The 25,434-nt window shown below is 60.3% G+C and carries 21 protein-coding genes and 1 tRNA gene; 16 read left to right on the forward strand and 6 right to left on the reverse strand.

What is annotated here, in order from left to right; translation table 11 throughout:
- Positions 1-45: 45 nt before the first annotated feature.
- Complete coding sequence (gene lon / locus OOZ52_RS01650; protein WP_274696741.1) at positions 46-2,448, forward strand: endopeptidase La; 2,403 nt, start codon at positions 46-48, stop codon at positions 2,446-2,448.
- A 242-nt stretch (positions 2,449-2,690) separates the two neighbouring features.
- Positions 2,691-2,963, forward strand: a complete 273-nt coding sequence (locus OOZ52_RS01655) for an HU family DNA-binding protein (protein ID WP_274696742.1) — start codon at positions 2,691-2,693, stop codon at positions 2,961-2,963.
- A gap of 97 nt (positions 2,964-3,060) precedes the next feature.
- Here the strand turns inward: OOZ52_RS01655 and OOZ52_RS01660 are convergent, their stop codons facing one another.
- Entirely contained in the window at positions 3,061-3,852 is a 792-nt protein-coding gene (locus tag OOZ52_RS01660) for a TrmH family RNA methyltransferase (protein WP_274696743.1), read from the reverse strand.
- Between the two features lie 155 nt (positions 3,853-4,007).
- Between OOZ52_RS01660 and OOZ52_RS01665 the strand changes: the two genes are divergently transcribed.
- A tRNA-Tyr gene (locus OOZ52_RS01665) sits at positions 4,008-4,093 on the forward strand.
- Between the two features lie 171 nt (positions 4,094-4,264).
- Here the strand turns inward: OOZ52_RS01665 and acs are convergent.
- The 4 genes from acs to OOZ52_RS01685 are packed head-to-tail and all read right to left on the reverse strand — an operon-like array spanning position 4,265 to position 10,168.
- Positions 4,265-6,190: an acetate--CoA ligase gene (acs, locus tag OOZ52_RS01670; protein WP_274696744.1), complete on the reverse strand. Its 1,926-nt coding sequence runs from the start codon at positions 6,188-6,190 to the stop codon at positions 4,265-4,267.
- 45 nt (positions 6,191-6,235) lie between these two features.
- Positions 6,236-8,380 (reverse strand): malate synthase G, encoded by a 2,145-nt coding sequence (locus OOZ52_RS01675; protein WP_274696745.1) that lies wholly within the window; start codon positions 8,378-8,380, stop codon positions 6,236-6,238.
- A 5-nt stretch (positions 8,381-8,385) separates the two neighbouring features.
- A complete protein-coding gene (locus tag OOZ52_RS01680) occupies positions 8,386-8,541 on the reverse strand; it encodes a hypothetical protein (RefSeq protein WP_274696746.1) in 156 nt (51 codons plus the stop codon).
- 31 nt (positions 8,542-8,572) lie between these two features.
- Positions 8,573-10,168: an isocitrate lyase gene (locus OOZ52_RS01685; RefSeq protein WP_274696747.1), complete on the reverse strand. Its 1,596-nt coding sequence runs from the start codon at positions 10,166-10,168 to the stop codon at positions 8,573-8,575.
- 144 nt (positions 10,169-10,312) lie between these two features.
- Between OOZ52_RS01685 and OOZ52_RS01690 the strand changes: the two genes are divergently transcribed.
- From OOZ52_RS01690 to tsf, 5 genes are all read left to right on the forward strand, one after another.
- Complete coding sequence (locus tag OOZ52_RS01690) at positions 10,313-11,719, forward strand: helix-turn-helix domain-containing protein (RefSeq protein WP_274696748.1); 1,407 nt, start codon at positions 10,313-10,315, stop codon at positions 11,717-11,719.
- Between the two features lie 75 nt (positions 11,720-11,794).
- The gene (locus OOZ52_RS01695; RefSeq protein WP_274696749.1) at positions 11,795-12,547 is read left to right on the forward strand and encodes a phosphatidylserine decarboxylase; all 753 of its coding nucleotides are present in this window, start codon (positions 11,795-11,797) and stop codon (positions 12,545-12,547) included.
- Entirely contained in the window at positions 12,544-13,476 is a 933-nt protein-coding gene (gene pssA, locus OOZ52_RS01700) for a CDP-diacylglycerol--serine O-phosphatidyltransferase (protein WP_446698098.1), read from the forward strand. Before OOZ52_RS01695 ends, pssA begins: the two co-directional genes overlap by 4 nt.
- A 537-nt stretch (positions 13,477-14,013) precedes the next feature.
- A complete protein-coding gene (rpsB, locus tag OOZ52_RS01705) occupies positions 14,014-14,781 on the forward strand; it encodes a 30S ribosomal protein S2 (RefSeq protein WP_274696750.1) in 768 nt (255 codons plus the stop codon).
- A gap of 129 nt (positions 14,782-14,910) precedes the next feature.
- Positions 14,911-15,846: a translation elongation factor Ts gene (tsf, locus tag OOZ52_RS01710; protein ID WP_274696751.1), complete on the forward strand. Its 936-nt coding sequence runs from the start codon at positions 14,911-14,913 to the stop codon at positions 15,844-15,846.
- Positions 15,847-15,865: 19 nt separating this feature from the next.
- On the opposite strand, the gene OOZ52_RS01715 is transcribed toward tsf, so the two are convergent.
- Positions 15,866-16,789, reverse strand: coding sequence for a metallophosphoesterase (locus OOZ52_RS01715; RefSeq protein WP_274696752.1), 924 nt, complete (start codon positions 16,787-16,789; stop codon positions 15,866-15,868).
- Between the two features lie 98 nt (positions 16,790-16,887).
- On the opposite strand from OOZ52_RS01715, the gene pyrH reads away from it, so the two are divergent.
- The 8 genes from pyrH to OOZ52_RS01755 all read left to right on the forward strand — a co-directional run bounded on the left by pyrH (position 16,888) and on the right by OOZ52_RS01755 (position 25,428).
- Positions 16,888-17,607 carry a UMP kinase gene (gene pyrH, locus OOZ52_RS01720; protein ID WP_274696753.1) on the forward strand — a complete coding sequence of 240 codons (720 nt, stop codon included), beginning with the start codon at positions 16,888-16,890 and terminating at the stop codon, positions 17,605-17,607.
- A 13-nt stretch (positions 17,608-17,620) separates the two neighbouring features.
- Positions 17,621-18,178, forward strand: coding sequence for a ribosome recycling factor (gene frr / locus OOZ52_RS01725; RefSeq protein ID WP_274696754.1), 558 nt, complete (start codon positions 17,621-17,623; stop codon positions 18,176-18,178).
- Positions 18,179-18,236: 58 nt separating this feature from the next.
- Positions 18,237-18,878: a polyprenyl diphosphate synthase gene (gene uppS, locus OOZ52_RS01730; RefSeq protein ID WP_274697213.1), complete on the forward strand. Its 642-nt coding sequence runs from the start codon at positions 18,237-18,239 to the stop codon at positions 18,876-18,878.
- Positions 18,868-19,620, forward strand: coding sequence for a phosphatidate cytidylyltransferase (locus tag OOZ52_RS01735; protein WP_274696755.1), 753 nt, complete (start codon positions 18,868-18,870; stop codon positions 19,618-19,620). Before uppS ends, OOZ52_RS01735 begins: the two co-directional genes overlap by 11 nt.
- A complete protein-coding gene (locus tag OOZ52_RS01740) occupies positions 19,617-20,771 on the forward strand; it encodes a 1-deoxy-D-xylulose-5-phosphate reductoisomerase (protein WP_274696756.1) in 1,155 nt (384 codons plus the stop codon). Before OOZ52_RS01735 ends, OOZ52_RS01740 begins: the two co-directional genes overlap by 4 nt.
- Position 20,772: 1 nt before the next feature.
- Positions 20,773-21,897, forward strand: coding sequence for an RIP metalloprotease RseP (gene rseP / locus OOZ52_RS01745; RefSeq protein WP_342454921.1), 1,125 nt, complete (start codon positions 20,773-20,775; stop codon positions 21,895-21,897).
- A 181-nt stretch (positions 21,898-22,078) separates the two neighbouring features.
- A complete protein-coding gene (bamA, locus tag OOZ52_RS01750) occupies positions 22,079-24,763 on the forward strand; it encodes an outer membrane protein assembly factor BamA (RefSeq protein WP_274696757.1) in 2,685 nt (894 codons plus the stop codon).
- A complete protein-coding gene (locus tag OOZ52_RS01755) occupies positions 24,763-25,428 on the forward strand; it encodes an OmpH family outer membrane protein (RefSeq protein ID WP_274696758.1) in 666 nt (221 codons plus the stop codon). Before bamA ends, OOZ52_RS01755 begins: the two co-directional genes overlap by 1 nt.
- The last annotated feature ends 6 nt before the right edge of the window (positions 25,429-25,434 follow it).

A 25,434-nucleotide genomic window follows, 5' to 3' on the forward strand; every position in this document is an offset into this window, starting at 1 on the left:
GTCAAGTGAACGCGGCGCTATCAGGTGACCGCCAGACCAACGGATATGTACATGAACGCCTACCCCCTTCTTCCCCTGCGCGATATTGTCGTGTTTCCCGGCATGGTCGTCCCGCTGTTTGTCGGACGCGACAAATCTGTGGCGGCGCTGGAAGCCGCTATGGAAGCCGATCGCGACATTTTCCTCGTTGCGCAGCTTGATCCCGCAACCGATGATCCGGTGCGCGAAGACCTGTATGACATCGGCACGGTCGCTCAGGTGCAGCAGATGCTCAAGCTGCCCGATGGCACCGTGCGCGTGCTGGTTGAGGGGAAGGTCCGCGCGAAGATGAGCGATATGCGGCTGGATGAGGATTTTTACCTCGCGCAAACGGCGGCTCTCGATGAAACCACCGCAAGCGGCACGGAAGTTGCTGCGATGATGCGTAGCGCGCTCGAGCAGTTTGCCGACTACGCGCGTACCAACAAGAAGCTGCCCGAGGATATCGAAGGCGATCTGGCCGAGATCGACGATGCCGGCCGTCTGGCAGACGGGATCGCAGCGGCGCTTGCGGCCAAGGTGGACACCAAGCAGCAGCTGCTCGCCGAAACCGATGCGCTGAAGCGCCTCGAAATGGTGTTTTCCGTGATGGAAGGCGAGATTTCGGTCCAGCAGGTAGAGCGCAAGATCCGTGGCCGCGTGAAGCGGCAGATGGAAAAGACGCAGCGCGAATACTACCTCAACGAACAACTGAAAGCGATCCAGAGCGAGCTGGGCGGTGGCGGCGATGGTGAGGACGGTGACGAGATCGCCGAACTCACCAAGAAGATCGCCGAAACCAAGCTGTCCAAGGAAGCAAAGGCCAAGGCCGAGAGCGAGCTGAAGAAGCTCAAGTCCATGCAGCCGATGAGCGCCGAGGCGACCGTGGTGCGCAACTACCTCGACGTGCTGCTCGGTCTGCCATGGGGCAAGAAGAGCAAGCTCAAGAAGAACATCGCCAAGGCACAGGAAGTGCTCGATGCCGATCACTACGCTCTCGATAAGGTCAAGGATCGCATCATCGAATACCTCGCCGTGCAGGCGCGCACCAACAAGCTGAAGGGGCCGATCCTTTGCCTCGTCGGCCCTCCCGGTGTCGGCAAGACTTCGCTCGGCAAGAGCATCGCCAATGCGACGGGGCGTGAATTTATCCGCCAGTCACTAGGCGGCGTGCGGGACGAGGCCGAGATCCGTGGTCACCGGCGCACCTACATCGGCTCTATGCCGGGCAAGATCGTGTCGAACCTGAAGAAGGCCGGCACGAGCAATCCGCTGTTCCTGCTCGACGAGATCGACAAGCTGGGGCAGGACTTCCGCGGCGATCCGGCATCGGCGCTCTTGGAAGTGCTGGACCCCGAACAGAACAACAAGTTCCAGGATCACTATCTGGAGCTCGATATCGACCTCAGCGACATCATGTTTGTGACGACTGCGAATAGCCTCAACCTGCCGCAGCCACTGCTCGATCGCATGGAGATCATCCGGCTCGAAGGGTACACAGAGGACGAAAAGGTCGAGATCGCGACCCGTCATCTTATCGCCAAGCAGGTTGAAGACCATGGCCTGAAGGAAGGCGAGTTTACGCTCACCGAAGAGGGGCTGCGAGATCTGATCCGCTATTACACGCGCGAGGCGGGCGTGCGCACGCTGGAGCGCGAAATTGCCAACCTTGCGCGCAAGAGCCTGCGCAAGATCCTCGAAAAGGAAGTCGAAAGCGTCACCATAACCGCAGACAATCTCGGTGACTTCGCGGGCGTGCGGAAGTTCAAGCACGGCATGGGTGAGGAAGAAGCTCAGGTGGGTGCCGTTACCGGCCTCGCCTGGACGTCTGTCGGCGGTGAACTCCTCACCATCGAAAGCGTCACCACTCCCGGCAAGGGCGAAGTGAAGACGACGGGTAAGCTGGGTGAAGTGATGAACGAGTCCATCGCGGCGGCCTTCAGTTTCGTGAAGGCGCGTGCGCCTGCCTATGGCATCAAGCCGAGCATCTTCCAGCGCAAGAACGTGCACATCCACCTGCCCGAAGGCGCGGTTCCGAAGGACGGGCCGAGCGCGGGTATCGGCATGGTGACCTCAATCGTTTCCACGTTGACCGGCGTATCGGTGCGCCCTGATGTCGCGATGACGGGCGAGGTCACGCTGCGTGGCCGCGTGCTGCCTATCGGCGGGCTCAAGGAAAAGCTGCTCGCGGCGCTTCGCGGCGGGATCAAGAAGGTCCTCATCCCCGAAGAGAACGAGAAAGACCTCGCCGAGATTCCGGACAATGTGAAGGAAGGGCTGGAAATCGTTCCGGTCAGCCATGTCGATCAGGTTCTGGAGCATGCGCTCACCGCCATTCCGGCGCCGATCGAGTGGACCGAAGCCGATGATTTGGCGAGCCAGCCGCAGGGTCAGGCAGGTGGAACGCCGCCGGCGACCACGGCTCACTGATTCGCATTCTTGCGAGCCAGCCTGCGCGTCTCGCCCGGCATCACCATCGTGGAATTTCGGCAGAGGCGCGCTTCGTGCAACTTTCGACCAGTGGTGCGGTCGATTGCTTCATCTCGCCCCAAAAAAGACCCGCTTTGGTAAGGATTGCCTTTGACAGAGCGCAGTAAAATCGCTCAATTCGCGTCTTCGCGTTGCGAGTCCAGCGACATAAGAATTTCAAGGTTGAGGGGGTTCTCCAAAAAATGAACAAGAACGAACTGATCGGCGCTGTTGCAGATACCAGCGGCCTCTCGCGTAATGATGCGACCAAGGCTGTTGAAGCGGTGTTTGAAACCATCACGGGAACGCTTTCCAAGGGTGATGAAGTGCGACTGGTTGGCTTCGGCACGTTTTCCGTGGCCAAGCGTAAGGCGTCCACGGGCCGTAATCCGCGCACGGGTGAGCCGATGAACATTCCGGCCTCCACGCAGCCGAAGTTCAAGGCCGGCAAGGGCCTGAAAGACGCGGTCAACTGATCACAATGGGAGGGGCATCCGGCAGCGCATGGCGCGCCGGATGAAAGAAAGGGCTGCCCTTCGGGGTGGCCCTTTCATTTTGTAGATTGATAGAAATTCAGCTGCGCGTGGCGATAGCGTAGAGTGCGATGGCGCCAGCGTTGGATACGTTGAGGCTTTCCATCGCATCGCTGATCGGCAGCTTGGCGAGCGCATCGCAGTGCTGCGCCACATTGTGCCGCATGCCTTCGCCTTCCGCACCCAATACCACAGCGACCGGACCGGCAGGCAGCGCTTCGGCAAAGCTTGCCTCGGCCTCACCCGCCATGCCGATACGCCAGTATCCTGCCTCTGCGATCTCCTCCAGCGCACGGGCGAGATTGACCACGCGCACCCACGGCACGCTTTCCAGCGCGCCCGATGCGGACTTGGCGACCACGCCGCTTTCGGGCGGAGCATGGCGATCCTGCGTCACGATGGCTGCGGCATTGAAGGCCGCAGCTGATCGGAGCAGGGCGCCCACGTTATGAGGATCGGTGACTTGATCGAGTACAACGATGGGACGTGACGGGTCACCGCTCAGAACGTCGGACAGGTGAAGATCATCGAGCGGTGCGCATTCGAGCACGAGGCCCTGATGCGGTGCGTCTTTGGCAACCAGACGACCAAGGTCGGCAACCTCGGCGCGTTCCAGTGGAAAATCGGGCGGCAGCTCTCCGTCGAGCGAATCGATCCCGTCCAGCGTAGCCCACAACTTGTGGTGCTGGCGGCGTGGGTTCTTCAGTGCAGCCTCGACAGCATGGCGGCCCCAAAGGCGCACGTTTCCCTTGCTCGCGCGGCCCGAACCGCGGCCGCCCTGCATACGCCCCGCGCGGCCCCGCAGTGCCTTCTTGCCTTTGCCTTTTGCCATAAATACTCGCTCGCTGATCGGTTTATGCGTGCCTCCTGCCAGCCCCCCCATTGACAGGCAAGCGGTGCTTCGCCAAAGGGGCGCTTCTCGGCTGGAAGGCGTGCTTTGCTTGCGCCTCAGACCGCGGGAGAAATCTCGCAATCCGGCACCGGTGTGGACAGGTGGCCGAGTGGTTAAAGGCAGCAGACTGTAAATCTGCCCGCGCAAGCGTACGCTGGTTCGAATCCAGCCCTGTCCACCACCGAGCCGCCAGCTTTCATCGCTGCCGATAGGTCCATCACATGGTGCGCTATGAACCAGCGTTTCGTGCGCAGCACGGATGCGCTGGGGCGGAATCGGAGCGAAGCGGAGATGGCCAGAGCGTAGCGGCGGCCCATCCAGCCCTGTCCACCACCGAGCCTGTAGCTTCCACCTAGCGGTTCTGCCGCCCCTCAATGAGTCGGTCGACCAGCGATGGGTCGGCAAGCGTCGAGGTGTCGCCAAGTGATGCGTAGTCGTTCTCGGCAATCTTGCGCAGGATACGTCGCATGATCTTGCCGCTGCGCGTCTTGGGCAAGCCAGCGGTGAAGTGCAGTAGGTCTGGCGTGGCGATAGGGCCGATTTCCTTGCGCACCCATTGCCGTAGTTCAGCCGCGAGCTCGTCGGAGCTCTCCTCGCCTTCCATCAGCGTGACGTAGCAATAGATGCCTTGTCCCTTGATATCGTGCGGGTAGCCGACGACCGCTGCCTCAGCGACTTTGGGGTGGAGCACGAGCGCGCTTTCAACCTCGGCGGTGCCCATGCGATGGCCGGATACGTTGATCACATCGTCCACGCGGCCAGTGATCCAGTAGTATCCGTCTTCATCGCGGCGGCATCCGTCTCCTGTGAAATAGCGTCCGGGGAAGGTGCTAAAATAGGCTTCGATAAAGCGATCATGGTCGCCGTAGACGGTGCGCGCCTGTCCAGGCCAGCTGTGACTGATGCAGAGGTTGCCCGAGGTTGCGCCGTCCAGCGGCTCGCCTTCGTTATCGACCAGCAGCGGCTGAACGCCGAAGAAGGGCTTACCCGCGCTACCCGGCTTCATGTCGTGGGCGTAGGGCAGAGTGGTGATCATGTGGCCACCCGTTTCGGTCTGCCACCAGGTGTCGACGATCGGGCAGCGCGAACCGCCCACAACTTCGTAATACCAGCGCCATGCCTCGGGATTGATCGGTTCGCCCACCGTACCGAGAATCCGCAGCGAGGAGAGATCGTGCTTCTCCACCCAGCCATTGCCTTCTCGCATCAGCGCGCGGATCGCCGTGGGGGCGGTGTAGAATAGCTCGACCTTGTGCTTGGCGATGACTTCCCAGAAGCGACCGTGGTCGGGATAGTTGGGCACGCCTTCGAAGACCAGGCTCGTCCCGCCATTCAGCAGCGGTCCGTAGGTGACATAGGTGTGCCCGGTGACCCAGCCTATATCGGCGCTGCACCAGAACACTTCGCTGGGCTGGTAATCGAAAGTGTATTTGAACGTGGTCGCCGCCCAGACGCCGTACCCACCAGTAGTGTGCATCACGCCTTTGGGCGTTCCGGTCGAGCCCGAGGTGTAAAGGATGAACAGCGGGTCTTCCGCATCCATGTCCTCGCATGGGCAGTGATCATCACTTGCGAGATCAGTGAACCAGTTATCACGTCCTTCGGTCCAGGCGATGTCGTTGCCCGTGTGCTTGAACACTAGCACGCCATCGACCTCGACATCGGGCAGAGCGAGAGCTGCATCGACATTGGCTTTGAGCGGAATGAGCTTCGTGCCTCGCGTGCCGCCATCGGCAGTGACGATAAAGCGGCTTTTGCAGGCCTTCACTCGTCCGGCGATGCTTTCCGGAGAGAACCCGCCGAAGATCACCGAGTGGATCGCGCCGATGCGTGCGCAGGCGAGCATGGTTGCGGCGCCCTCCACGATCATGGGCATGTATATGGTGATGCGGTCGCCCTTCTTTACGCCCATCGCCTTTAGCGCATTAGCTATGCGGACGACTTCGCGGTGTAACTCGGAATAGGTGACTGTGCGGCTTGGTGTGGCCGGATCATCGGGCTCGAAGATGAAGGCGGTCTGGTCCGCGCGCTCGGGCAGGTGACGGTCCACAGCGTTGTGGCACAGGTTGAGCGCGCCATCGGCGAACCATTTGATATCGACCGAGTCGTAGGACCATTCGCCGCCCGCGCTGGGGGAAGTCGACCAATCGAGCGCCTGCGCCATCTCCAACCAGAAGCCGTCGGGATCGGTGATAGAGCGCTGGTAGAGCGTCTCGTACTGCTCAGGCATGCAATGGGTGGCGTGGCTGGCGTTGGGGCGGGCAATGATATCGGTCATGCCGGCAATCCTAAACCGATCCGCTGGGCGGACAAGGGGAGAGTGTCAACGCTCCGCTTTCGCCCGTGCCCGCGCGCAGTGAAGCACCGGCTCGGTATATCCCGACGGTTGCTCGGCACCGCTGATGATCAGCTCGCGTGCCGCGGCCACCGCAATGCTGGTGCGTATGTTGGGAGCCATCGGAACATAGGCCGGATCGCCAGCGTTCTGTGCATCCACCTTGGCAGCCATTTCGTGCAGTGCCTCGTCAATCATCAGGCGGTCGACAATGCCGTGCTGGAGCCAGTTGGCGATGTGCTGACTGGAAATGCGCAGCGTCGCGCGGTCTTCCATCAGGCCGACATCGTGAATGTCCGGCACCTTCGAGCAGCCGACGCCTTGGTCGATCCAGCGCACCATATAGCCGAGAATGCCCTGCACATTGTTGCGCAGTTCTTCGGCGATCTCTTCGCGCGTCCAGTTCGTGTGTTCGGCGAGCGGCACGGTCAGCAGTTTGCCCAGCGGCACAACGGTTTCCTCCTTACGCTCTCGCTGCCGCTCGCTCACATCGCAAGCATGGTAGTGCATCGCATGCAGCACGGCGGCGGTGGGTGAGGGGACCCACGCGGTGTTTGCCCCACTCGCAGGATGGCCGGATTTCTCTGCCAGCATCTGGTGCATCCGGTCGGGTGCCGCCCACATGCCTTTGCCGATCTGCGCCTTGCCCGCGAACCCGCAAGCGAGGCCGATTTGCACGTTACGATCTTCGTAGGCGGCGATCCACTCGGCCTGCTTGATCTCCGCCTTGCGCGCCATCGGCCCCGCTTGCATCGATGTGTGGATTTCGTCTCCCGTACGATCGAGAAAGCCGGTGTTGATGAAGAAAATGCGGTCCTTCACCGCATGTATGCACGCGGCGAGGTTGGCGCTCGTGCGCCGCTCCTCGTCCATCACGCCGACCTTCACGGTGTTGCGTGGAAGGTCGAGCATATCTTCGACCGCATCGAACAGGCCATTGGTGAAGGCGCATTCCTCTGGTCCGTGCATCTTCGGTTTGACGATATAGATGCTGCCGGTCTGGCTGTTGCGACCCTTGTCATGCATGCCGATGAGCACTGTGATCGCTGCGTCGAGAATGCCCTCTGGCATCTCATTCCCGTCCGGAAGGAGTACGGCTGGCGTCGTCATCAGATGGCCGACATTGCGCACCAGCAGCAGGCTGCGCGTGCGCAACGGCTGGGTGTTGCCGAGCATATCGGTGTAGGTGCGATCCGCATTAGCGGTGCGCGTCTGCGTCTTGCCGCCCTTGATGAAAGTCGCTGAGAGATCACCGCGTATCGCGCCGAGCCAATTGCGGTAGGCAGCAACCTTGTCTTCAGCGTCGACGGCCGCGACAGAGTCCTCCAGATCGACAATCGTTGAGAGAGCCGCCTCGAGACGAATGTCGGCAATGCCTGCGTGGTCGGTCCTGCCGATAGGGTGGTCGGGATCGATCACCACCTCGATATGCAGGCCGTTGTTGCGCAGGATCAGGTTGTAGCCTGAGGTGCCGAGGAACTGCGCAGGATCGGCAAGCGCAGGGATACCTCCCTTCCAATCTGCCCAGGACCCGAAGACCAGCGGAACCGCTTCATCAAGAAACGCCTTGGCCTTGGAGATGACCTGCGCGCCGCGTGCTGTGTTGTACTCACCGGCCGAAGGTACTTCGCCATCCAGAGCATCGGTTCCGTAGAACGCGTCATATAGGCTGCCCCAACGCGCATTGATCGCATTAAGCAGGAACCGCGCGTTGAGGGCCGGGACCACAAGTTGCGGCCCGGCGATACGAGCAATTTCATCGTCAACATTCGCGGTGCCGATGGAGAAGGGCTGCGGCTCTGGCGCGAGATAGCCGGTCTCGCGTAGAAAGTTCTCGGGAGTGCCGCGACCCGCATCGGGATTGTCGCGGTGCCAGCCATCAATCGCTTCCTGCAAGTGCGCCCGCTTGGCGAGTAGATCGCGGTTACGCGGTGCAAATTTCGCCGCAATGTCGGCGAGGCCCTGCCAGAAGTTCGCAGCGTCGATGCCCGTACCCGGAAGCACCTCGTCCTCGACAAAAGCTGCAAGCTCGTCGGCGACCCGCAGGTAGGAGCGAAGGGCGCAGCCTTGCTCGCTACCCTTGTTTGGGGAGGGGCGCTCGATCTCTGCCAGGGCCGCCCGACAAGAACTCATTGGGCTCATCGGGCGAAACGCCCCAGGCGGTGGTGCAGGTTCACGAGCTTGCGTGTCTCTGCATTGTCCTCACCGTTGCGGATGGCGACGGCGATGGCGTTGCGGATCAATCCGAAGTCCTCGGTGGAGAACACGGGGCGGGCCAGGGTTGGTGTTGCCATTGTACTTGCTCCTTCTTCGATACCGCGACGGTTAAGCCGCAAATTGGTTCATAGTGTTGTCTTTACCGCCTGCCTTGAGGGCAGCTTCACCGGCGAAGGCGTCCTTGTGATCATCGCCAATGTCCGAACCGGCCATGTTCTGGTGCTTTACGCAGGCAATGCCTTGGCGGATTTCCTCGCGCTGGACTTGCTTGACGTAGCCGAGCATTCCGTCGTCACCGAAGTAGCGCTTGGCGAGGTTGTCCGTGCTCAGCGCAGCCGTGTGGTATGTCGGCAGCGTGATCAGGTGGTGGAAGATGCCCGCACGCTTGGCGGCATCGGCCTGGAAGGTACGGATCTTCTCGTCCGCTTCCTTCGCCAGATCGCTGTCATCATAGTGCTGGCTCATCAGACGATCGCGATCAAAGTCTGTCAGGTCGCGGCCTTCTTCAACCCACTTATCATAGACCTGCTGGCGGAAGTTCAATGTCCAGTTGAAGCTTGGCGAATTGTTGTACACCAGCTTCGCATGGGGCACGACAGCGCGGATGCGGTCCACCATTCCGGCGATCTGCTCGACATGCGGCTTCTCGGTTTCGATCCACAGCAGGTCTGCACCATTCTGCAGCGAAGTGATGCAATCGAGCACGCAGCGGTCCTCTCCTGTACCAGGACGGAACTGGTAAAGGTTCGAGGGCAAGCGCTTGGGGCGCAAGAGCTTGCCCTCGCGGCTGATCAGCACCTCTCCATTGCCGATCGCCTCAGGGGTGACTTCATCGCAATCGAGGAAGGCATTGTACTGGTCGCCCAGATCGCCCGGCTCTTTGCTGAAAGCGATTTGCTTGGTCAGGCCAGCGCCGAGCGAATCTGTTCGCGCGACGATGATGCCTTCGGGAACACCAAGCTCGAGGAAGGCGTACCGAATTGCGCGGATCTTCTGCAGGAAGTCCTCGTGCGGAACGGTAACCTTGCCGTCCTGGTGGCCGCACTGCTTCTCGTCCGACACTTGGTTTTCGATCTGCAAGGCGCAGGCGCCCGCTTCGATCATCTTCTTGGCGAGCAGATATGTCGCTTCGGCATTGCCGAAGCCCGCGTCGATATCGGCAATGATCGGCACAATGTGCGTCTGGTGGTTGTCGATGGCTTGCTGCGCAGTTGCCGCAGCGGTCTCGTCACCCGTTTCGCGGGCCTTGTCGAGATCGCGGAACAGGCCGCCCAGTTCACGCGCATCGGCTTGGCGCAGGAAGGTGTAGAGCTCTTCGATCAGCGCAGGAACGCTTGTCTTCTCGTGCATCGACTGGTCGGGCAGAGGGCCGAATTCGCTGCGCAGCGCGGCAACCATCCAGCCCGACAGGTACAGGTACTTGCCCTTGGTTGTGCCGAAATGCTTCTTGATGCTGATCATCTTTTGCTGACCGATGAATCCGTGCCAGCAGCCGAGCGACTGGGTGTAGGCCGCCGGATCCTTGTCATAGGCATCCATATCGTCGCGCATGATCTTCGCGGTGTAACGCGCGATATCGAGCCCGGTCTGGAAACGGTTCTGCACCCGCAGGCGGGCGGCGAATTCGGGGTTAATCGCTTGCCAGTCCTTGCCGTTCTGCTGCTTGATGCCGGTCTGGCGGTGAATTTCTGCAAAATACGTCATGTGGGCTCCATCCGGGAACTTTGTTTGTGATGGAGCTGGTTTTGCATTGCATTCATGCGCCGTCGTGCAATTCGGTGTAATGTTGTCAAACTTTACAAGAAATGTGTGTAATGCTGTAAAGGTGTGTCCGATACGGAGGGATATATGGCTGGTAAAGCGCTCTATCTGGGGCCGAGACTGAAGAAACTGCGTCGCGATCTGGGCCTCACCCAGGCGATAATGGCGGACGATCTGGACATCTCGCCCAGCTACATTGCGTTGATGGAGCGCAACCAGCGCCCTGTTACGGCAGAGATGCTGATCAAGCTCGCGACGACTTACCGCATCGACGTGGGAGAGTTGGCCGATGAGGATGCAGACGAAACAGCGAAGCGCCTTCAAGGCGTGCTGAAGGATCCGATCTTTGCCGATATCGCTATCGAACCGCTCGATATCGAGGATATTGCAACGAGCTACCCCGGCATGGCCGAGGCACTTCTGCGATTGCATACTGCCTTTGGTGAAGAACAACTCGCACTGGCCGAGCGTCGCGAGAGCGCCTCGCCTTCGTCAACCGATACCGATGGCCCGAGCGATCCGGTGGGCGAGGCACGTGCCTTCCTCGCCGCACGCCGCAACTGCTTTCCCGAGCTCGATGACAGTGCTGCGCGGGCCGCACGTCAGCTCGATTCCTACGAGGCAATGCGTGATCACCTGAAGGACAAGCACGGACTTGAATTGCGGCTGACCGACGATGGACTCCTGCGCGGTGCGCTGCGCTGGCACGATTATCACCGTCGCCGCATCTATATCGCTGAGCGGCTCGATCATGCCGGGCGGCGTTATCAGGCCGCTTTGCAGATCGCGATCCTCGAGCAGGAAGCTGCGATTACGGATTTGCTGGCCGACAGCCGGATCGCCAGCGACGACGGTAAGCGCCTCGTCCGGCGCGCCTTGCAGAGCTATTGGGCGGCTGCTGTGCTCATGCCTTATCGCGCGTTCTTGAGGGCGGCTGAGGACCTGCGGTACGATATCGAGGCGCTGTGCGCCCGCTTTTCTGTCAGCTTCGAACAGGTGGCGCATCGTCTCACGACATTGCAGAAGCCGGGCGAGGAGGGCGTGCCGTTCTTCTTCTTGCGAGTGGACAGGGCAGGCAATGTCTCCAAGCGGCTCGACGGAGCGGGCTTCCCTTTTGCGCGGCATGGTGGCGGGTGTCCGTTGTGGAATGTCCACCGCGTGTTTGACAGGCCTGCCGAAGTCGATGCGCAGCTGATCGAGTTGCCCGACGGTGAGCGCTACGTGTCCATTGCACGTATGGTCCGCGGCGGCGGCGGCAGCTTTGGGGCGGCCAGCGTCAATCGCGCAGTCGCAATTACCTGCTCGGCCAGTCACTTCGACCAGCTGGCCTATGCCGACGCGCTGAAGGATGCGGAGCCCACGCCCATCGGCGTGGCATGCCGGATGTGTCACCGCCCGCGTTGTGTCGCGCGGTCTGCGCCCCCGATGGGACGCGAAATCACACCCTCGCGCTTCCGTGAAAGTGGCGTGCCGTTTGACTTCTCGGTGGATTGAAATTTGTAAAGCTGTCCCCCGCCGCCGATCAATATCGCCTTGTTAGGCTAGCCGCTTGAGCTTAGGTAATGCGCCATGGCTGGTGAATTGAAAGACAACCGAGGGCGGGGTGATGCGGAGTGGGGATTTCCCGCTATCCACCCCGAAGGTCGCAAGTATGGCGTGATCGCGGTCGGCATATCGCTGATTTTTCTGGTCCTTCTCGATTGGGAGATCATCGGATGGCCATTGTTGGCGCTTTCGGCAGGCGTTTTTGCCTTCTTCCGTGACCCTGAGCGCGTTGTGCCGCAGGGAGAGAAGGTGATCGTTTCGCCTGCCGACGGCCTGGTTTCGCTGATTTCGCAGGTCGAGCCGCCCAAGGAGCTGCAAGGACCCGACAGTGACGGGGGCGAAGGCCTCGGCAGCGGTCCGGTTACACGCATTTCCATTTTCATGTCGGTGTTTGACGTGCACATCAATCGCGCGCCGATTGCGGGAACGGTTAAGCGCATTTTCTATATCCCCGGCGCCTTCATGAACGCCGATCTCGACAAGGCGAGTGAGGAAAACGAGCGCCAGCACGTGATGATCGAGCGAGCCGACGGTGCGCGTATCGGGTTCACCCAGATCGCCGGGCTCGTTGCGCGGCGGATCGTGCCATTCATCAAGCCAGGCGACATAGTGGCATCGGGCCAACGCGTTGGCCTGATCCGTTTTGGCAGCCGCGTGGACGTCTATCTCCCCGCTGGCACTGATCCGAAAGTCTTGCTCGGCCAGAAGGTGGTCGCGGGTGAGACAGTGCTCGCCGAAATGGGCACACAGGGCTTGCTCGAGGGCGTTAGCCAGTGAACGGCGACAATCACGACGATCACGATTTCGATGAAGACGCAACCGCTACGCCCGGTCCGGCATGGCTGGGGCCCAAGGCCAGTGAGGGTGAACACGTAACGCGGTCGCGCGGGGGCAGGGGGCTTTCGGTCCGCGCCGTGGTTCCCAACGCCATTACTGCTGCTGCACTGTGCTCGGGTCTGACTAGCATCCTGTTTGCTGTCAGCGAGCAATGGGACAAGGCGGTGTTTGCGATGATCATCGCGGGCGTGCTCGATATGATGGACGGCCGCGTGGCGCGGTTGCTCAAGGCGCAGTCCCGTTTCGGCGCCGAGCTCGATAGCCTCGCAGATTCAGCAAGTTTCGGCATTGCGCCCGCTCTGGTGCTGTATCTGTGGTCACTGGTGGACATGCCGCGCTTCGGTTGGCTGGCGGCTTTGGCCTACGCTCTGTGCTGTGCTCTGCGTCTGGCGCGGTTCAATGCCCAGATCGATGTCGAGGATCAGCCGCATAAATCCGCTGGTTTCCTCACCGGTGTTCCTGCGCCGATGGGGGCGGGCTTCGCCTTTATGCCGGTCTATCTCTGGCTGGCGACCGAGGAACCGATTTTCCGCGACCCGTTGCTGGTGGGGCCGTGGTTGATCCTCATCGCGTTACTGATGGTGTCCAATATCGCCACACCGAGCTGGAAGTCTCTGCGACCGTCGGGTGACCTGAAGCTTGCCGTCATCGCAATGGCAGGCCTGCTTGTAGGTGGACTGATGTTCGAGACGTGGTGGACGCTGACCCTGATCGGTGTGATCTATCTTAGCCTGATTGCCTGGACGATCCTGCGCTATCAAAAGGTCAAAAACGAGCGGAAGCTCAAGAACAAAGCGCCAGTGCCCGGACGAAAGCCTCTTGCGGTTGACGAGGTTGAACGGTCACTGTCCGAGGGGCGCGATCCATAGCGGCGAGTTCTGCCCGCACAGCGCGATACTGCCTCGCTGCCTTGCGCAGCGACGCATGACACACGGCAAACGACACTGCGGCCACCAGACCGAAGAACAGCGAAATTGCAATTGCGAGTGTCATATCCGTATTTCCTCTTAGTGCCCCGACAGCGCTGTTCGCGGTGATTCGTTCCCGTTGACCCTGCCGATGGGTGGTTTGTTCCATCTCTGTTCTCACCCGTCAAGAACTTTTGTTCCACTTGTGTTCTCATATCGGCAGGCCCCCAAGATATGGGGTTCAATGGGAGAACGTGCGGGGGCGAGCCTTTAATTCGTCGCCCGATAAGCGAATCACCGCACATCACGATTTGGGGTGGATTTCTGCGTTGGGCTCCGCTAACTGCGCGCCCGTCGAGTGAAGACAGGGCGAATCATCGCCGCGTCCGATCCCGGCAAATTCACATGGAAGGCATACATACCGGTGCCATCCGCGGCTAACTTAAGCCGAGGACGGTTCCCCGCTTTCCAGAGGAACAACCGGAAAGGAATTTACCTATGGCGGCACCTACCGTCACCATGCAGCAATTGATCGAGGCCGGCGCACACTTCGGCCACCAGACCCACCGCTGGAACCCGCGGATGAAGCCGTACATCTTCGGCGACCGCAACGGCGTTCACATCATCGACCTGTCGCAGACCGTGCCGCTGTTCGCGCGCGCGCTCGACTTCGTGCAGCAGACTGCCCGCGCAGGCGGCAAGGTTCTGTTCGTCGGCACTAAGCGTCAGGCGCAGGAGCCGATCGCTCAGGCAGCCCGCGCATGTGGCCAGCACTTCGTCAACCACCGCTGGCTGGGCGGCATGCTCACCAACTGGAAGACGATTTCGGGTTCGATCAAGGAGCTCAAGAACCTGGAAGAAACGCTTTCGGGCGACACCAGCCTTCTCACCAAGAAGGAAGTTCTTCAGCTGACGCGCAAGAAGGACAAGCTGGAACTGTCGCTGGGCGGCATCCGCGATATGGGCGGCGTTCCGGACGTGATGTTCGTGATCGATGCCAACAAGGAAGATCTCGCGATCAAGGAAGCCAACGTGCTTGGCATTCCCGTGATTGCCGTGCTCGACACCAATGTCGATCCGGAAGGCATCGCTTTCCCGATCCCCGGTAATGATGATGCCAGCCGCGCTGTGCGTCTCTACTGCGACGCCGTGGCTCAGGCCGCGACGAAGGGTTCGGGTGACGGCGTAGTGGACTCGGGTGCTGACATCGGCGCGATGGACACTCCTCCGGTAGAAGCTACTGCTGAAGAAGCTCCGGCTGCCTGATCTGGCTTACGCCTGATTTTTCTGACAGGCGGGCGATCCGTCGCCTGCCTGTCACAATTCCAATTCATGGCACCGGTCATCCCCCCCAGAGGGCCGGTGTCACGCATCATTTGAAAAGGATCACAGACAATGGCTGCATTTTCCGCATCCGACGTGAAAGCCCTGCGCGAAAAGACCGGCGCGGGCATGATGGACGCCAAGAAGGCGCTTGAAGAAGCTGGTGGCGACATGGAAGCCGCAGTTGACGCACTGCGCGCCAAGGGCCTCGCCACCGCCGCCAAGAAGTCCAGCCGCACCGCGGCTGAGGGCCTTATCGGCGTGGCTGTATCGGGCACCAAGGGTGTTGCCGTTGAAGTCAACTCGGAAACCGACTTCGTTGCCAAGAACGACCAGTTCCAGGACTTTGTCCGCAAAACCACCGAAGTGGCTCTGGGCGTTGACGGCGACGATGTCGAAGCTCTCAAGGCTGCTGCCTACCCTGATGGTGGCACTGTAGCTGACAAGCTGACCGACAACGTCGCAACCATCGGCGAGAACCAGCAGGTTCGCCGCATGAAGACCGTTTCGGTCTCGCAGGGCGCTGTCGTGTCCTACATGCATAACGCCGTTTCGCCGGAAGCACAGGACCTCGGCAAGATAGGCGTTCTCGTTGCGCTTGAAGGCGATGCCAGCGAAGATGTCCTCGCGAGCCTGGGCCGCGATATCGCCCAGCACGCTGCCGCAATGGCTCCACTTTCTCTGGATGCAGACGGACTCGACGCCGAAGTAATCGAGCGTGAGCGTTCGATTGCACAGGTCAAGGCTGCCGAAAGCGGCAAGCCCGAGAACGTGCAGGAGAAGATGGTCGAAGGCGCAGTGAAGAAGTACGCCAAGGAAAACGCACTGCTGAGCCAGATCTTCGTGAAGGACGGCAAGGCGACCGTAGAAGAATACGTAGCCCGCGTTGCCAAGGAAGCCGGCGCATCGATCAAACTGGTCGATTATGTTCGCTACCACCTCGGCGAAGGCATCGAGAAGGAAGAAAGCGACTTCGCCGCAGAAGTGGCTGCTGCCGTTGGCGGCTAATCGCTTCCTCGAAGCAAATTTAGGAAAAGGCCGCTGGAGTTCGCGCTCCGGCGGCCTTTTCTGATTGGCCTTGCAACTCCACGAGCCAGATTTCGCCGCGCGTGCCGAAACGGATGGGAAGCAAGCTCGTCCCAAGTCCAGCGCCAACGATTACCGTCTGGCCACCCTCAACGATCTCGCCACATGCGAACCGATCACCATATGCGGACATGTAGGCAGGTGCCCCGATGAAGGGCAGGCTGATCTGGCCGCAGTGGGTGTGCCCAGCGAGGATCAACGAGATATCGGCAGGCACCTGCGGCGTGATATCGGGACTATGGGTGAGGATTAGGCGGCCACCTTGAAGACCTTCCATACGCTGCAAGACGAGCGAGAGGTCGTCCCGCCGGGTGTAGGCATCGTCCACGCCGCCAATCGCCAGTGGCCCGATCTGGACCGCCTCATCCTGCAGTGTGACGATCCCGTGCGATTGCAGCTCGCTACGCAGGCCTTCCCAGTTGAACCAGTGATCGTGGTTGCCGGGAACCACCACGACGCCGAGCGGCGCGGTGAGGTCGGCGAGTGGTGCAACCACTTCTTGAGGCGTGTAGATATGCGATGCGGTGCGCTTTTCGCTCACGAGATCTCCGGCGATCAGCACGATATCCGGCTCCAGCGCGTTGATCTGCTCGACAATGCGCGCCAGCCGTTCGGGTGGCATATCCGGTCCCGCAACGTGCACGTCGGAAATCAGCGCGGCGGTGACGGGTTCTGCGCCTGCGGGGTAGCCGTTCAACCGGGCCTCTGTACGCAGGACCGAGGGATCGCCCATCGTGTCTGACCATGCTTTCCAGCCAAGGAAGAGCGCGATCAGAACCAACAGCGATGCGACTGTTTTCCAACGCCTGCGAAGAGCGGAGATAATGCGGATCATAACCCGTAAGACTACGCCGAGAGCTGCCATGCACAAGCGCTCACCGCAAAACCGCCGGGGAACACTTGGATTCGTCGCGCACTCATTCTACAGCCGCGCAAACCACGGTTGAGAGGACATTCCGGAACATGCTGCTACCCGACACCAAGCGTATCCTGCTGAAGCTTTCGGGCGAGGTGTTGATGGGGGAGCAGGAGTTCGGGATTGACCCGTCCTACGTCATGCGGCTGGCCGAAGAGGTGAAGGCGGCGAAGGAGACCGGGCTCGAAATCTGCCTTGTCATCGGTGGCGGTAATATCTTCCGCGGCATGGCGGGCGCGGCGCAGGGCATGGACCGGGCGCAGGCCGATTACATGGGGATGCTCGCCACAGTGATGAACGCGCTGGCAATGCAGAGCGCGCTTGAGCAGCTGGGCGTCGATACGCGGGTGCAGAGCGCCATCCAGATGGATCAGGTGTGCGAGCCGGTGATCCGTCGCCGTGCAGAGCGTCACCTCGAAAAGGGCCGTATCGTCATTTTCGCAGCGGGCGTGGGCGCGCCTTACTTCACCACCGATTCCGGCGCCGCGCTGCGTGCTGCCGAAATGCGCTGCGATGCGTTGCTGAAGGGAACCAGTGTGGACGGTGTCTATGACAGCGATCCCAAGGGAAATCCCGACGCAAAACGCTTTGACACCGTCAGCTATGACAAGGTGTTGGCAGACAATTTGAAGGTTATGGATGCTTCCGCCGTGGCGTTGTGCCGTGATAACGACATTCCGCTTGTGGTCTTCTCGATCCGCGAAAAGGGCAATGTCGCACGCGTGCTGGCGGGCGAGGGCGTGCAGACCATCGTACAGAAAGACTGAGTGAGAGAGACAGATGCCAAAGTATGACAAGAGCGATATCGAACGCCGCATGGATGGCGCGGTGGAAAGCCTGAAAGGTGATCTTTCCGGTCTGCGCACCGGGCGTGCGAACACTTCGCTGCTCGATCCGGTTGTGGCCGAGGTTTATGGTGCGATGATGCCGTTGAGCCAGGTGGCTACCGTCTCCGCGCCTGAGCCGCGCATGCTTAGTGTGCAGGTGTGGGACAAGGCCAATGTCAGTGCGGTGGAGAAGGGTATTACCAAGGCCAATCTCGGCCTCAATCCCATGACTGACGGCCAGACGATCCGTCTGCCAATGCCCGATCTCAACGAAGAGCGCCGCAAGGAGCTCGCCAAGCTTGCCGGTGAATATGGCGAGAAGGCCAAGATCGCTGTGCGCAATGTCCGCCGCGACGGGATGGAAGCGCTGAAAGAAGACGAGAAGAAGAAGGAAATTTCCGAAGACGAGCGCAAGCGCCTGGAAGACGAAGTCCAGAAGGCTACTGACGCGCATGTCGCCAGCGTTGACGACGCCGTCGAGAAGAAGGTTCAGGAAATTCTGACGCAGTAAGCGCCAGAGGCTTTCTCCCGTGTCACAGGAAAACTACCCCCGCCATGTCGCCATTATCATGGACGGCAATGGCCGCTGGGCGAAGAAGCGCGGGCTGCCGCGCGCGCTGGGGCACAAGGCCGGCGGCGATGCGGTGAAGAAAGCGGTTCAGGCCGCCGAGACACTGGGTCTCGAATGCCTGACGCTCTACGCTTTCAGCAGCGAGAACTGGAAGCGCGAGGAAGAGGAAATTTCCGACCTAATGAACCTGATGCGCAGGTTTATCGAGGCGAACCTCAAGGATATGATTGAGCGCCGTGTGCGGCTCAGAATCATCGGCGATTACAGCGCCTTCGCCCCCGACATTGTCGAAAAACTTGAAGACGCGCTGGAGCGTACAAAAGACGGCGAGCGCACGCTTGCGGTGGCACTCAACTACGGCGCGCAGCACGAGATTGCCCGCGCAGCGGCTCTTGCGGCGGCTGAGGGAGCGGTGACGCCTGAGAGCATCGAAAAACATCTCTACACCGCCGACCTTCCACCGCTCGACCTGCTGATCAGGACCAGTGGCGAAGTCCGCCTTTCGAACTTCCTGCTGTGGCAGGCAGCCTATGCGGAAATGCTGTTCCTCGACCTGCTCTGGCCGGATTTTGACGAGGCCTGTCTGCGTGACGCTTGCGAGAACTTCGCGACACGGGAGCGACGCTTTGGTGGACGATGAAGACTATGCGGCGATGCCGCCCGAACGCCGCCGCGACAAGATAAAGGCGTTGGCCAGGAAAGCGCTCCCGGTGCCACTGTGGGTGCGCACGAGCGACCTACCCAAGCGCCTCGCCAGCGCAATTGTCATGGTGGCGATTGCGGGTACCGCGTTGTGGCTGGGTGGGCTGTGGTGGAGTACCTTCATTGGCGCAGTGGCGGTCATTGGGATCTGGGAGCTGTTCCGGATATCGCGTCGCTTAAGCACGAACTTCGCCCCACAGGCTGCGGTCTTTCTGATCGGCGCACTCTACATCGGCTATGCGGCCTATTGCCTTGCGAGCCTGCCGGCGGAAGTCATCTTGGGCGTTGTTGCCGTCGTGATCGCTACTGACACGGGTGCCTATTTCTCCGGCCGCGCCATTGGTGGTCCGAAGATCGCCCCAAGGGTCAGTCCTTCGAAAACCTGGGCGGGGCTTGCAGGCGGGGCGACGGCGGCCGCGCTGGTCTCTTTCGCGTTTTTCTATAGCAATATCGGCGAACGAAGCTTTTCCCTGATGGGTCTGGCTGCGCTCGGCATCGGCGCGGTGCTGGCGGTGGTCGCCCAAGCAGGTGATTTCCTTGAAAGCGGCCTGAAGCGCAAGGCGGCGGTGAAGGATTCGTCCAACCTCATCCCCGGCCATGGCGGCGTGCTGGACCGGGTGGACGGCCTTTTGCCCGTAGCCATTGTTGCCTCGCTATTGTGGTATAACGTGCATCCATGACCCGCAGCATTTCGATCTTCGGAGCGACCGGCTCCATTGGCGATTCAACGCTCGACCTGATCCGTGATGATCGCGCGAATTGGGACGTGGTTGCGCTGAGTGCGAATTGCTCGGCGGAGAAGCTGGCCCGGCTCGCCATCGAGTTCGATGCGCAGATCGCGGTTGTGGGTGATGAAAGCTGCCTTGCCGAACTGCGCGAACATCTGTCGGGAACGTCCATCGAAACAGCCGGCGGCGAACAGGCGCTTATCGAAGCCGCGCAACGTCCGGCGGACCTCACCGTTGCCGCAATCGTAGGCTGCGCGGGACTGGCACCCACGATGGCCGCGATAGAGCAGGGCAACACCGTCGCGCTCGCCAACAAGGAAGCGCTGGTCTCGGCAGGTGACGTCATGACTGCGAAAGTTGCCCGGCATGGTACCACGCTGCTGCCTGTCGACAGCGAGCACAATGCGATTTTCCAGTGCTTGCAGGGCAATGATATCAAAGATGTAAGCTGGATCACGCTGACCGCCAGCGGTGGTCCGCTACGAGCCAAGACCATGGCCGAACTTGAAGCGGTGACGCCTGCACAGGCCGTGGCCCATCCCAACTGGGATATGGGCGCGAAGATCAGCGTCGATAGTGCGACGATGTTCAACAAGGGCCTCGAATTCATCGAGGCGCACCACCTCTTCCCGGTCGGACTCGACCGACTGCGGATCATCGTCCACCCGCAAAGCGTGATCCACTCGATGGTAGAATACCGTGACGGATCAACGCTCGCACAGCTTGGCCCGAGCGATATGCGTGTGCCCATAGCTTCCGCACTCGCTCATCCGCGGCGCATGGATACGCAGTGCAAGCCGCTCGATCTTGCATCGATCGGCGAGCTCACCTTTTTCGCACCAGATGAAAGGCGTTTCCCCTCGACAAAACTTGCGCGTGAAGCCGCCTATGCCGGGGGTGGGGCACCTGCGGTGCTCAATGCCGCGAACGAGGTGGCGGTGGCGGCATTTCTTGCCGGTCAGGTCAAGTTCACCGATATTTCGGCAATAGTGGCTAGAACTCTCGACAGCTATGCGCCCGAAGCGCCCGGGAACCTTGAGGCGGTTTTGGCCGTCGATACAGAGGCGCGGGTGCGCGCGAAAGAAATGATGGAGCACGCCTGAATTGGATATCACGTCCCTGCCTTGGTGGATGTACATCGCTGGCTTCCTGCTGATGCTCGGCCCGCTCGTCGTCGTGCACGAGCTGGGGCACTACCTTGTCGGGCGCTTTTTCGGCGTCGGAGCAGAGGCATTTTCGGTCGGTTTCGGGAAGGAAATCGCCGGATATACGGATAAGCGCGGGACACGCTGGAAGCTGTCGGCGCTCCCCTTTGGCGGCTATGTCCAGTTCAAGGGTGACATGAATCCGGCGAGCGTGCCTGACCCGAACAATCCGGGCGAGCCTGACCATTTCCAGAACAAGCCGCTATGGCAGAAATCGCTGATTGTTGCCGCTGGTCCGGTGACGAACATCCTTGTGGCGATTGCGATCTTTGCTGCTTTCTTCATGGCCTTCGGCAAGCCTCTTCCGGCGGACCCGACCCAGGAGAACTTCATCGCGGCGTTCGCTGAAGATTCAGCAGCGCAGGATGCAGGGCTGGAGATCGGTGACCGTGTGATCGCCATCGACGGTGAGGAAATGTCCGACTTCCGTCAGTTGCAACAAACCGTGATGCTCCATCCTTCGCGCACATGGGATGTGACCGTTGAGCGAGATGGTGCGCAGATCGATTTCGAGGTCACTTCACGCCCGTTCGAAATCGAAGACGAATTTGGCAACAAGTCGACCATTGGCCTGCTGGGCATCGAAACCAATCCGACCGAGCGGACCTATCAAGACGTTGGTGTGTTCAGCGCAGTTGGCTTGGCAACGCAGGAAACGGGCAAGATGTTCGAGCTCATCGTACTCGGCATCAAGCAGATTGTTATGGGTGAGCGTTCGGTCAAAGAGCTGGGCGGCCCGGTGACGATTGCCAAAGTCTCTGGTGAAAGGCTCTCTCTGGGGTGGCTGGAATTCACCAGTTTCGCCGCTCTCATCTCAATTAACTTGGCATTCATTAACCTCCTGCCAATCCCCGCACTCGACGGTGGGCACTTGGCATTTTACGCGGTTGAGGCAGTTCGCCGCAAACCGGCCAGTCCCCGCAGTCAGGAGCTTGCGTTCCGTGCCGGTATCGCCATTGTCTTGGCGCTGATGGTCTTCGTGACGTTTATTGATATTGCCAAACTGCCGATATTCGGCAGCTAGGCGGGGAAAGGTGACGGTTTCAGCGTGAATTCCCGGATGGTCGCTTGATTGCTATGCTGGCATCGGGCAAGGGCGCACTTTGCGCCTTTTGGCTAGAAGAGACGACCGGGTTTGTGCCCAAAGGGGTTGGGCTTTTCGGGCTGATCATTGGGGCGCTGTTGTCGACTAGAGTGGACGGATAATGGGTTCCAAAACACGGACAATCACTGCATCGCATTACGCCGCGGCCCTGATGGGTTGCACCATGCTGGCCGGGCTGCCTGTTGCAGTTGCCGCGCAGGACGGCGCTCCGGCGCCGCAGGGTACGCAGGAACAGCCTGCTCCTGCGCCGGTACAGGCCGAGCCGAACATCATCCGTTCGATTGCCGTTTCGGGCGCCCAGCGCCTGGAGCCGGAAACCATCGTCAGCTACATCCAGCTGCGCCCGGGTATGGAATACTCGGCCGCCGCAGCCGACCAGGCGCTGATCGATCTGGCTGGAACAGAGCTGTTTGCCGACTTCGGGATCGACTTTAACGAGAATACCGGCACGATGACGATCTCGGTGGTCGAGAACCCGATCATCAATCGCATCATTCTGGAAGGCAACAATCGCGTAGACGCGGAAGAATTGCTGCCGGAAATCAACCTCGCGCCGCGCCAGATCTTCACTCGCAGTCGTGTGCGTGCAGACGTTGCCCGCATTATCGAACTGTACAAGCGGCAGGGCCGCTTCGCCGCTACGGTCGAGCCGCAGATGGTCATGCTGGATCAGAACCGTGTGGACGTGATCTTCGAGATTACCGAAGGACCCAAGTCCAAGGTTCGCCAGATCAACATTATCGGCAACGAGCAGTTCTCTGACGGTGAACTGCGCGGTGCCATGATCACGCGCGAAGACAGCCTGTTTGCGTTCTTTAGCTCCAACACGAGCTATGACCCGGACCGGATGGCCTACGACCAGCAGCTTTTGCGCGAATTCTATCTGACCGAGGGTTATGCAGATTTCCGCATTGTTTCGGCAGTTGCCGAGCTGACGCCTGACCGCCGTGACTTCATCATCACTTACGTGGTGGAAGAGGGTGAGCGGTATCGCTGGGGCGACGTCGAAGTCGTTAGCCAGCTGCGCGACTTTTCCAGCGAGGCACTGACTTCGCAGCTGACGATTGAATCCGGCGACTGGTTCAACTCTTCGCAGATTGACGACATCGAAGAAGGCCTGGCTGAAACTGCCGGTGCCTTTGGCTATGCCTTTGCCGACGTGCGTCCGCGTGTTTCGCGCAACCCTGAAGATCTGACGATGGACGTCACCTTCACGGTAGCCGATGCGCCGCGCGTCTACATCGAAGCGATCGAGGTCAACGGCAATACGCTGACGCAGGACAAGGTTATCCGCCGCGAATTCCGTATTGCAGAAGGTGATGCGTTTAGCAGCCTGCAGGTGCGCCGTTCGACCGCACGCATCAATTCGCTTGGTTACTTCCAGGAAAACTTCGAAGTCGAACAGGTAGAAGGGTCCTCGCCGGACCGGATCATTCTGCAGGCCAACGTGCAGGAAGAACCTACGGGTGAGCTTTCGCTTTCGGCAGGTTTCTCGAGCCTTGAAAGTTTCATCTTCAGCGGTTCGATCCGCCAGAACAACTTCCGTGGTCGTGGCCAGACGGTTGGCCTGTCGGTCAACTACTCGCGCTTCTCGCAGTCGGCCAACATTAGCTTCACCGAACCCAAGGTGTTTGATCGTGATATCGCGCTGGGCTTCGATATCTATCGCCAGGATTTCAACAACGGCTTCTTTGACCGTGATCAGGCGACTTACGAGCAGACCACGACCGGCATCGGCTTTCGCGTTGGTGTTCCGATCAGCGAGTACATCAGCCTTCTGGGCCGTTACACGCTGAACTATCAGGAAATCACTGTCGATGAGCGCCAGTTCTTCGCCGACTTTGACGGCGACGGCGTCAGCCAGTGTGAGCCGCTGCTTGCAGGCCGTTATCTTTGCGATGCTTTGGGTGATCGCCTGCAGTCGATCCTGGGGGCGACGCTCAGCTACAACACACTCAACAGTCGCCTGCGTCCGACCAGCGGTACCGCCGCCAGCCTGACGGTCGATTTCGCCGGACTTGGCGGTGACACGCAATATCTGCGTGCCCGTGTGAATGCAGCACGTTACTGGAATCTGGGCAGCGGCTTTATCGGTTCGCTGACGCTCGAAGGTGGTTATATCTACGGCTATGGCGACGAGGGCGTGCTGCTGACAGAGCGCTTCTTCCTCGGCGAAGGCCAGATGCGAGGTTTCGACATTCGCGGCATCGGCCCGCGCGTGACCCGCCAGTTCTATGAGCCCGACGGCAATGGCGGCCAGGTCCTGATTCCACTCGACGATGACCGCACGCAGGACGACGCGCTGGGTGGCAATGCCTATTACCTTGCCCGTGCGGAAATCGAGATTCCGCTGGGCTCGGGCGCGCGTGAACTTGGCTTACGCCCGTCTGTTTTCCTGGACGTTGGCTCCGTTTTCGACGTGGATACACCGCAGCTGACGCAAAGCCCGTTGCCCGATGGTCTGTTCATCGCGCAGCGTGACGGTGATGGTAATCCGCTCTTCCTCCAGGCGGTCCGCGATTCTGACGGTGTGGCCATTGGTGGTGAGCTGGTAACCAATCCGATCGCGCCGGATGGGTCGAATAACACCCCTCAGGGAACTATTCTCCCGCCGTTCACCGAGACTTTCCTCGGCAATACACCCAGCCCCCGTGTCAGCGTGGGTTTCGGCGTAAACTGGAATTCACCCTTCGGTCCGTTCCGGATCGACGTAGCCACCACTCTGCTGAAAGAGCGTGGCGACGAAACCAAACTCTTCTCCTTCAATGTAGGAACACAATTCTAATGAAGACCCTGATCAAACCGGCTCTTGCAGCCGTTCTCGCCGTGACTGCTGTCACCGCGCCCGCCATCGCTACGCCTGCAATGGCACAGAGCAATGAGCGTGTGGCCGTGGTAAACGTGCCCGCCATCATCGTTAACTCGAGCGCATACCAGACCGCTCAGACACAGCGCCAGACGACCTATGCTGCACAGCTGCAGCAGGCCGAAACGCGTCGTACGGCCCTGAATGCACAGCTTGAGCCGCTGGTTTCCGCTTTCAATGCCGCGCGTGCGCAACCCAATGCCGATCAGGCAGCTTTGCAGCAGCAGGCAGCGCAGATCCAGCAGTTGCAGCAGACGGGTCAGGCCGAACTGCAGCAGATTCTTGCTCCGGTTGCACTGAGTCAGGCCTATGTTGAAGAGCAGATCCAGGATCAGCTTTCGACCGCAATCGAAAACGCTGCACGGGCGCAGGGCTACACCCTTGTCGTTACGCCTGACGTGGTGCTTTTTGCCGAAGCGAGCCACAATATGAACCAGGCCGTGCTCGACCAGCTCAACGCGCTGATCCCGGCTGCTCAACTGGTGCCGCCGCAGGGCTGGTTGCCGCGCGAACTGCGCGAACAGCAGGCTGCAGCTGCTGCAGGTCAGCAGCCTGCCACGCAGCCCGCCACTTCGGGTCGCTAAGTCACA

Source organism: Aurantiacibacter sp. D1-12, assembly GCF_028858515.1.
Lineage (GTDB): Bacteria > Pseudomonadota > Alphaproteobacteria > Sphingomonadales > Sphingomonadaceae > Alteraurantiacibacter.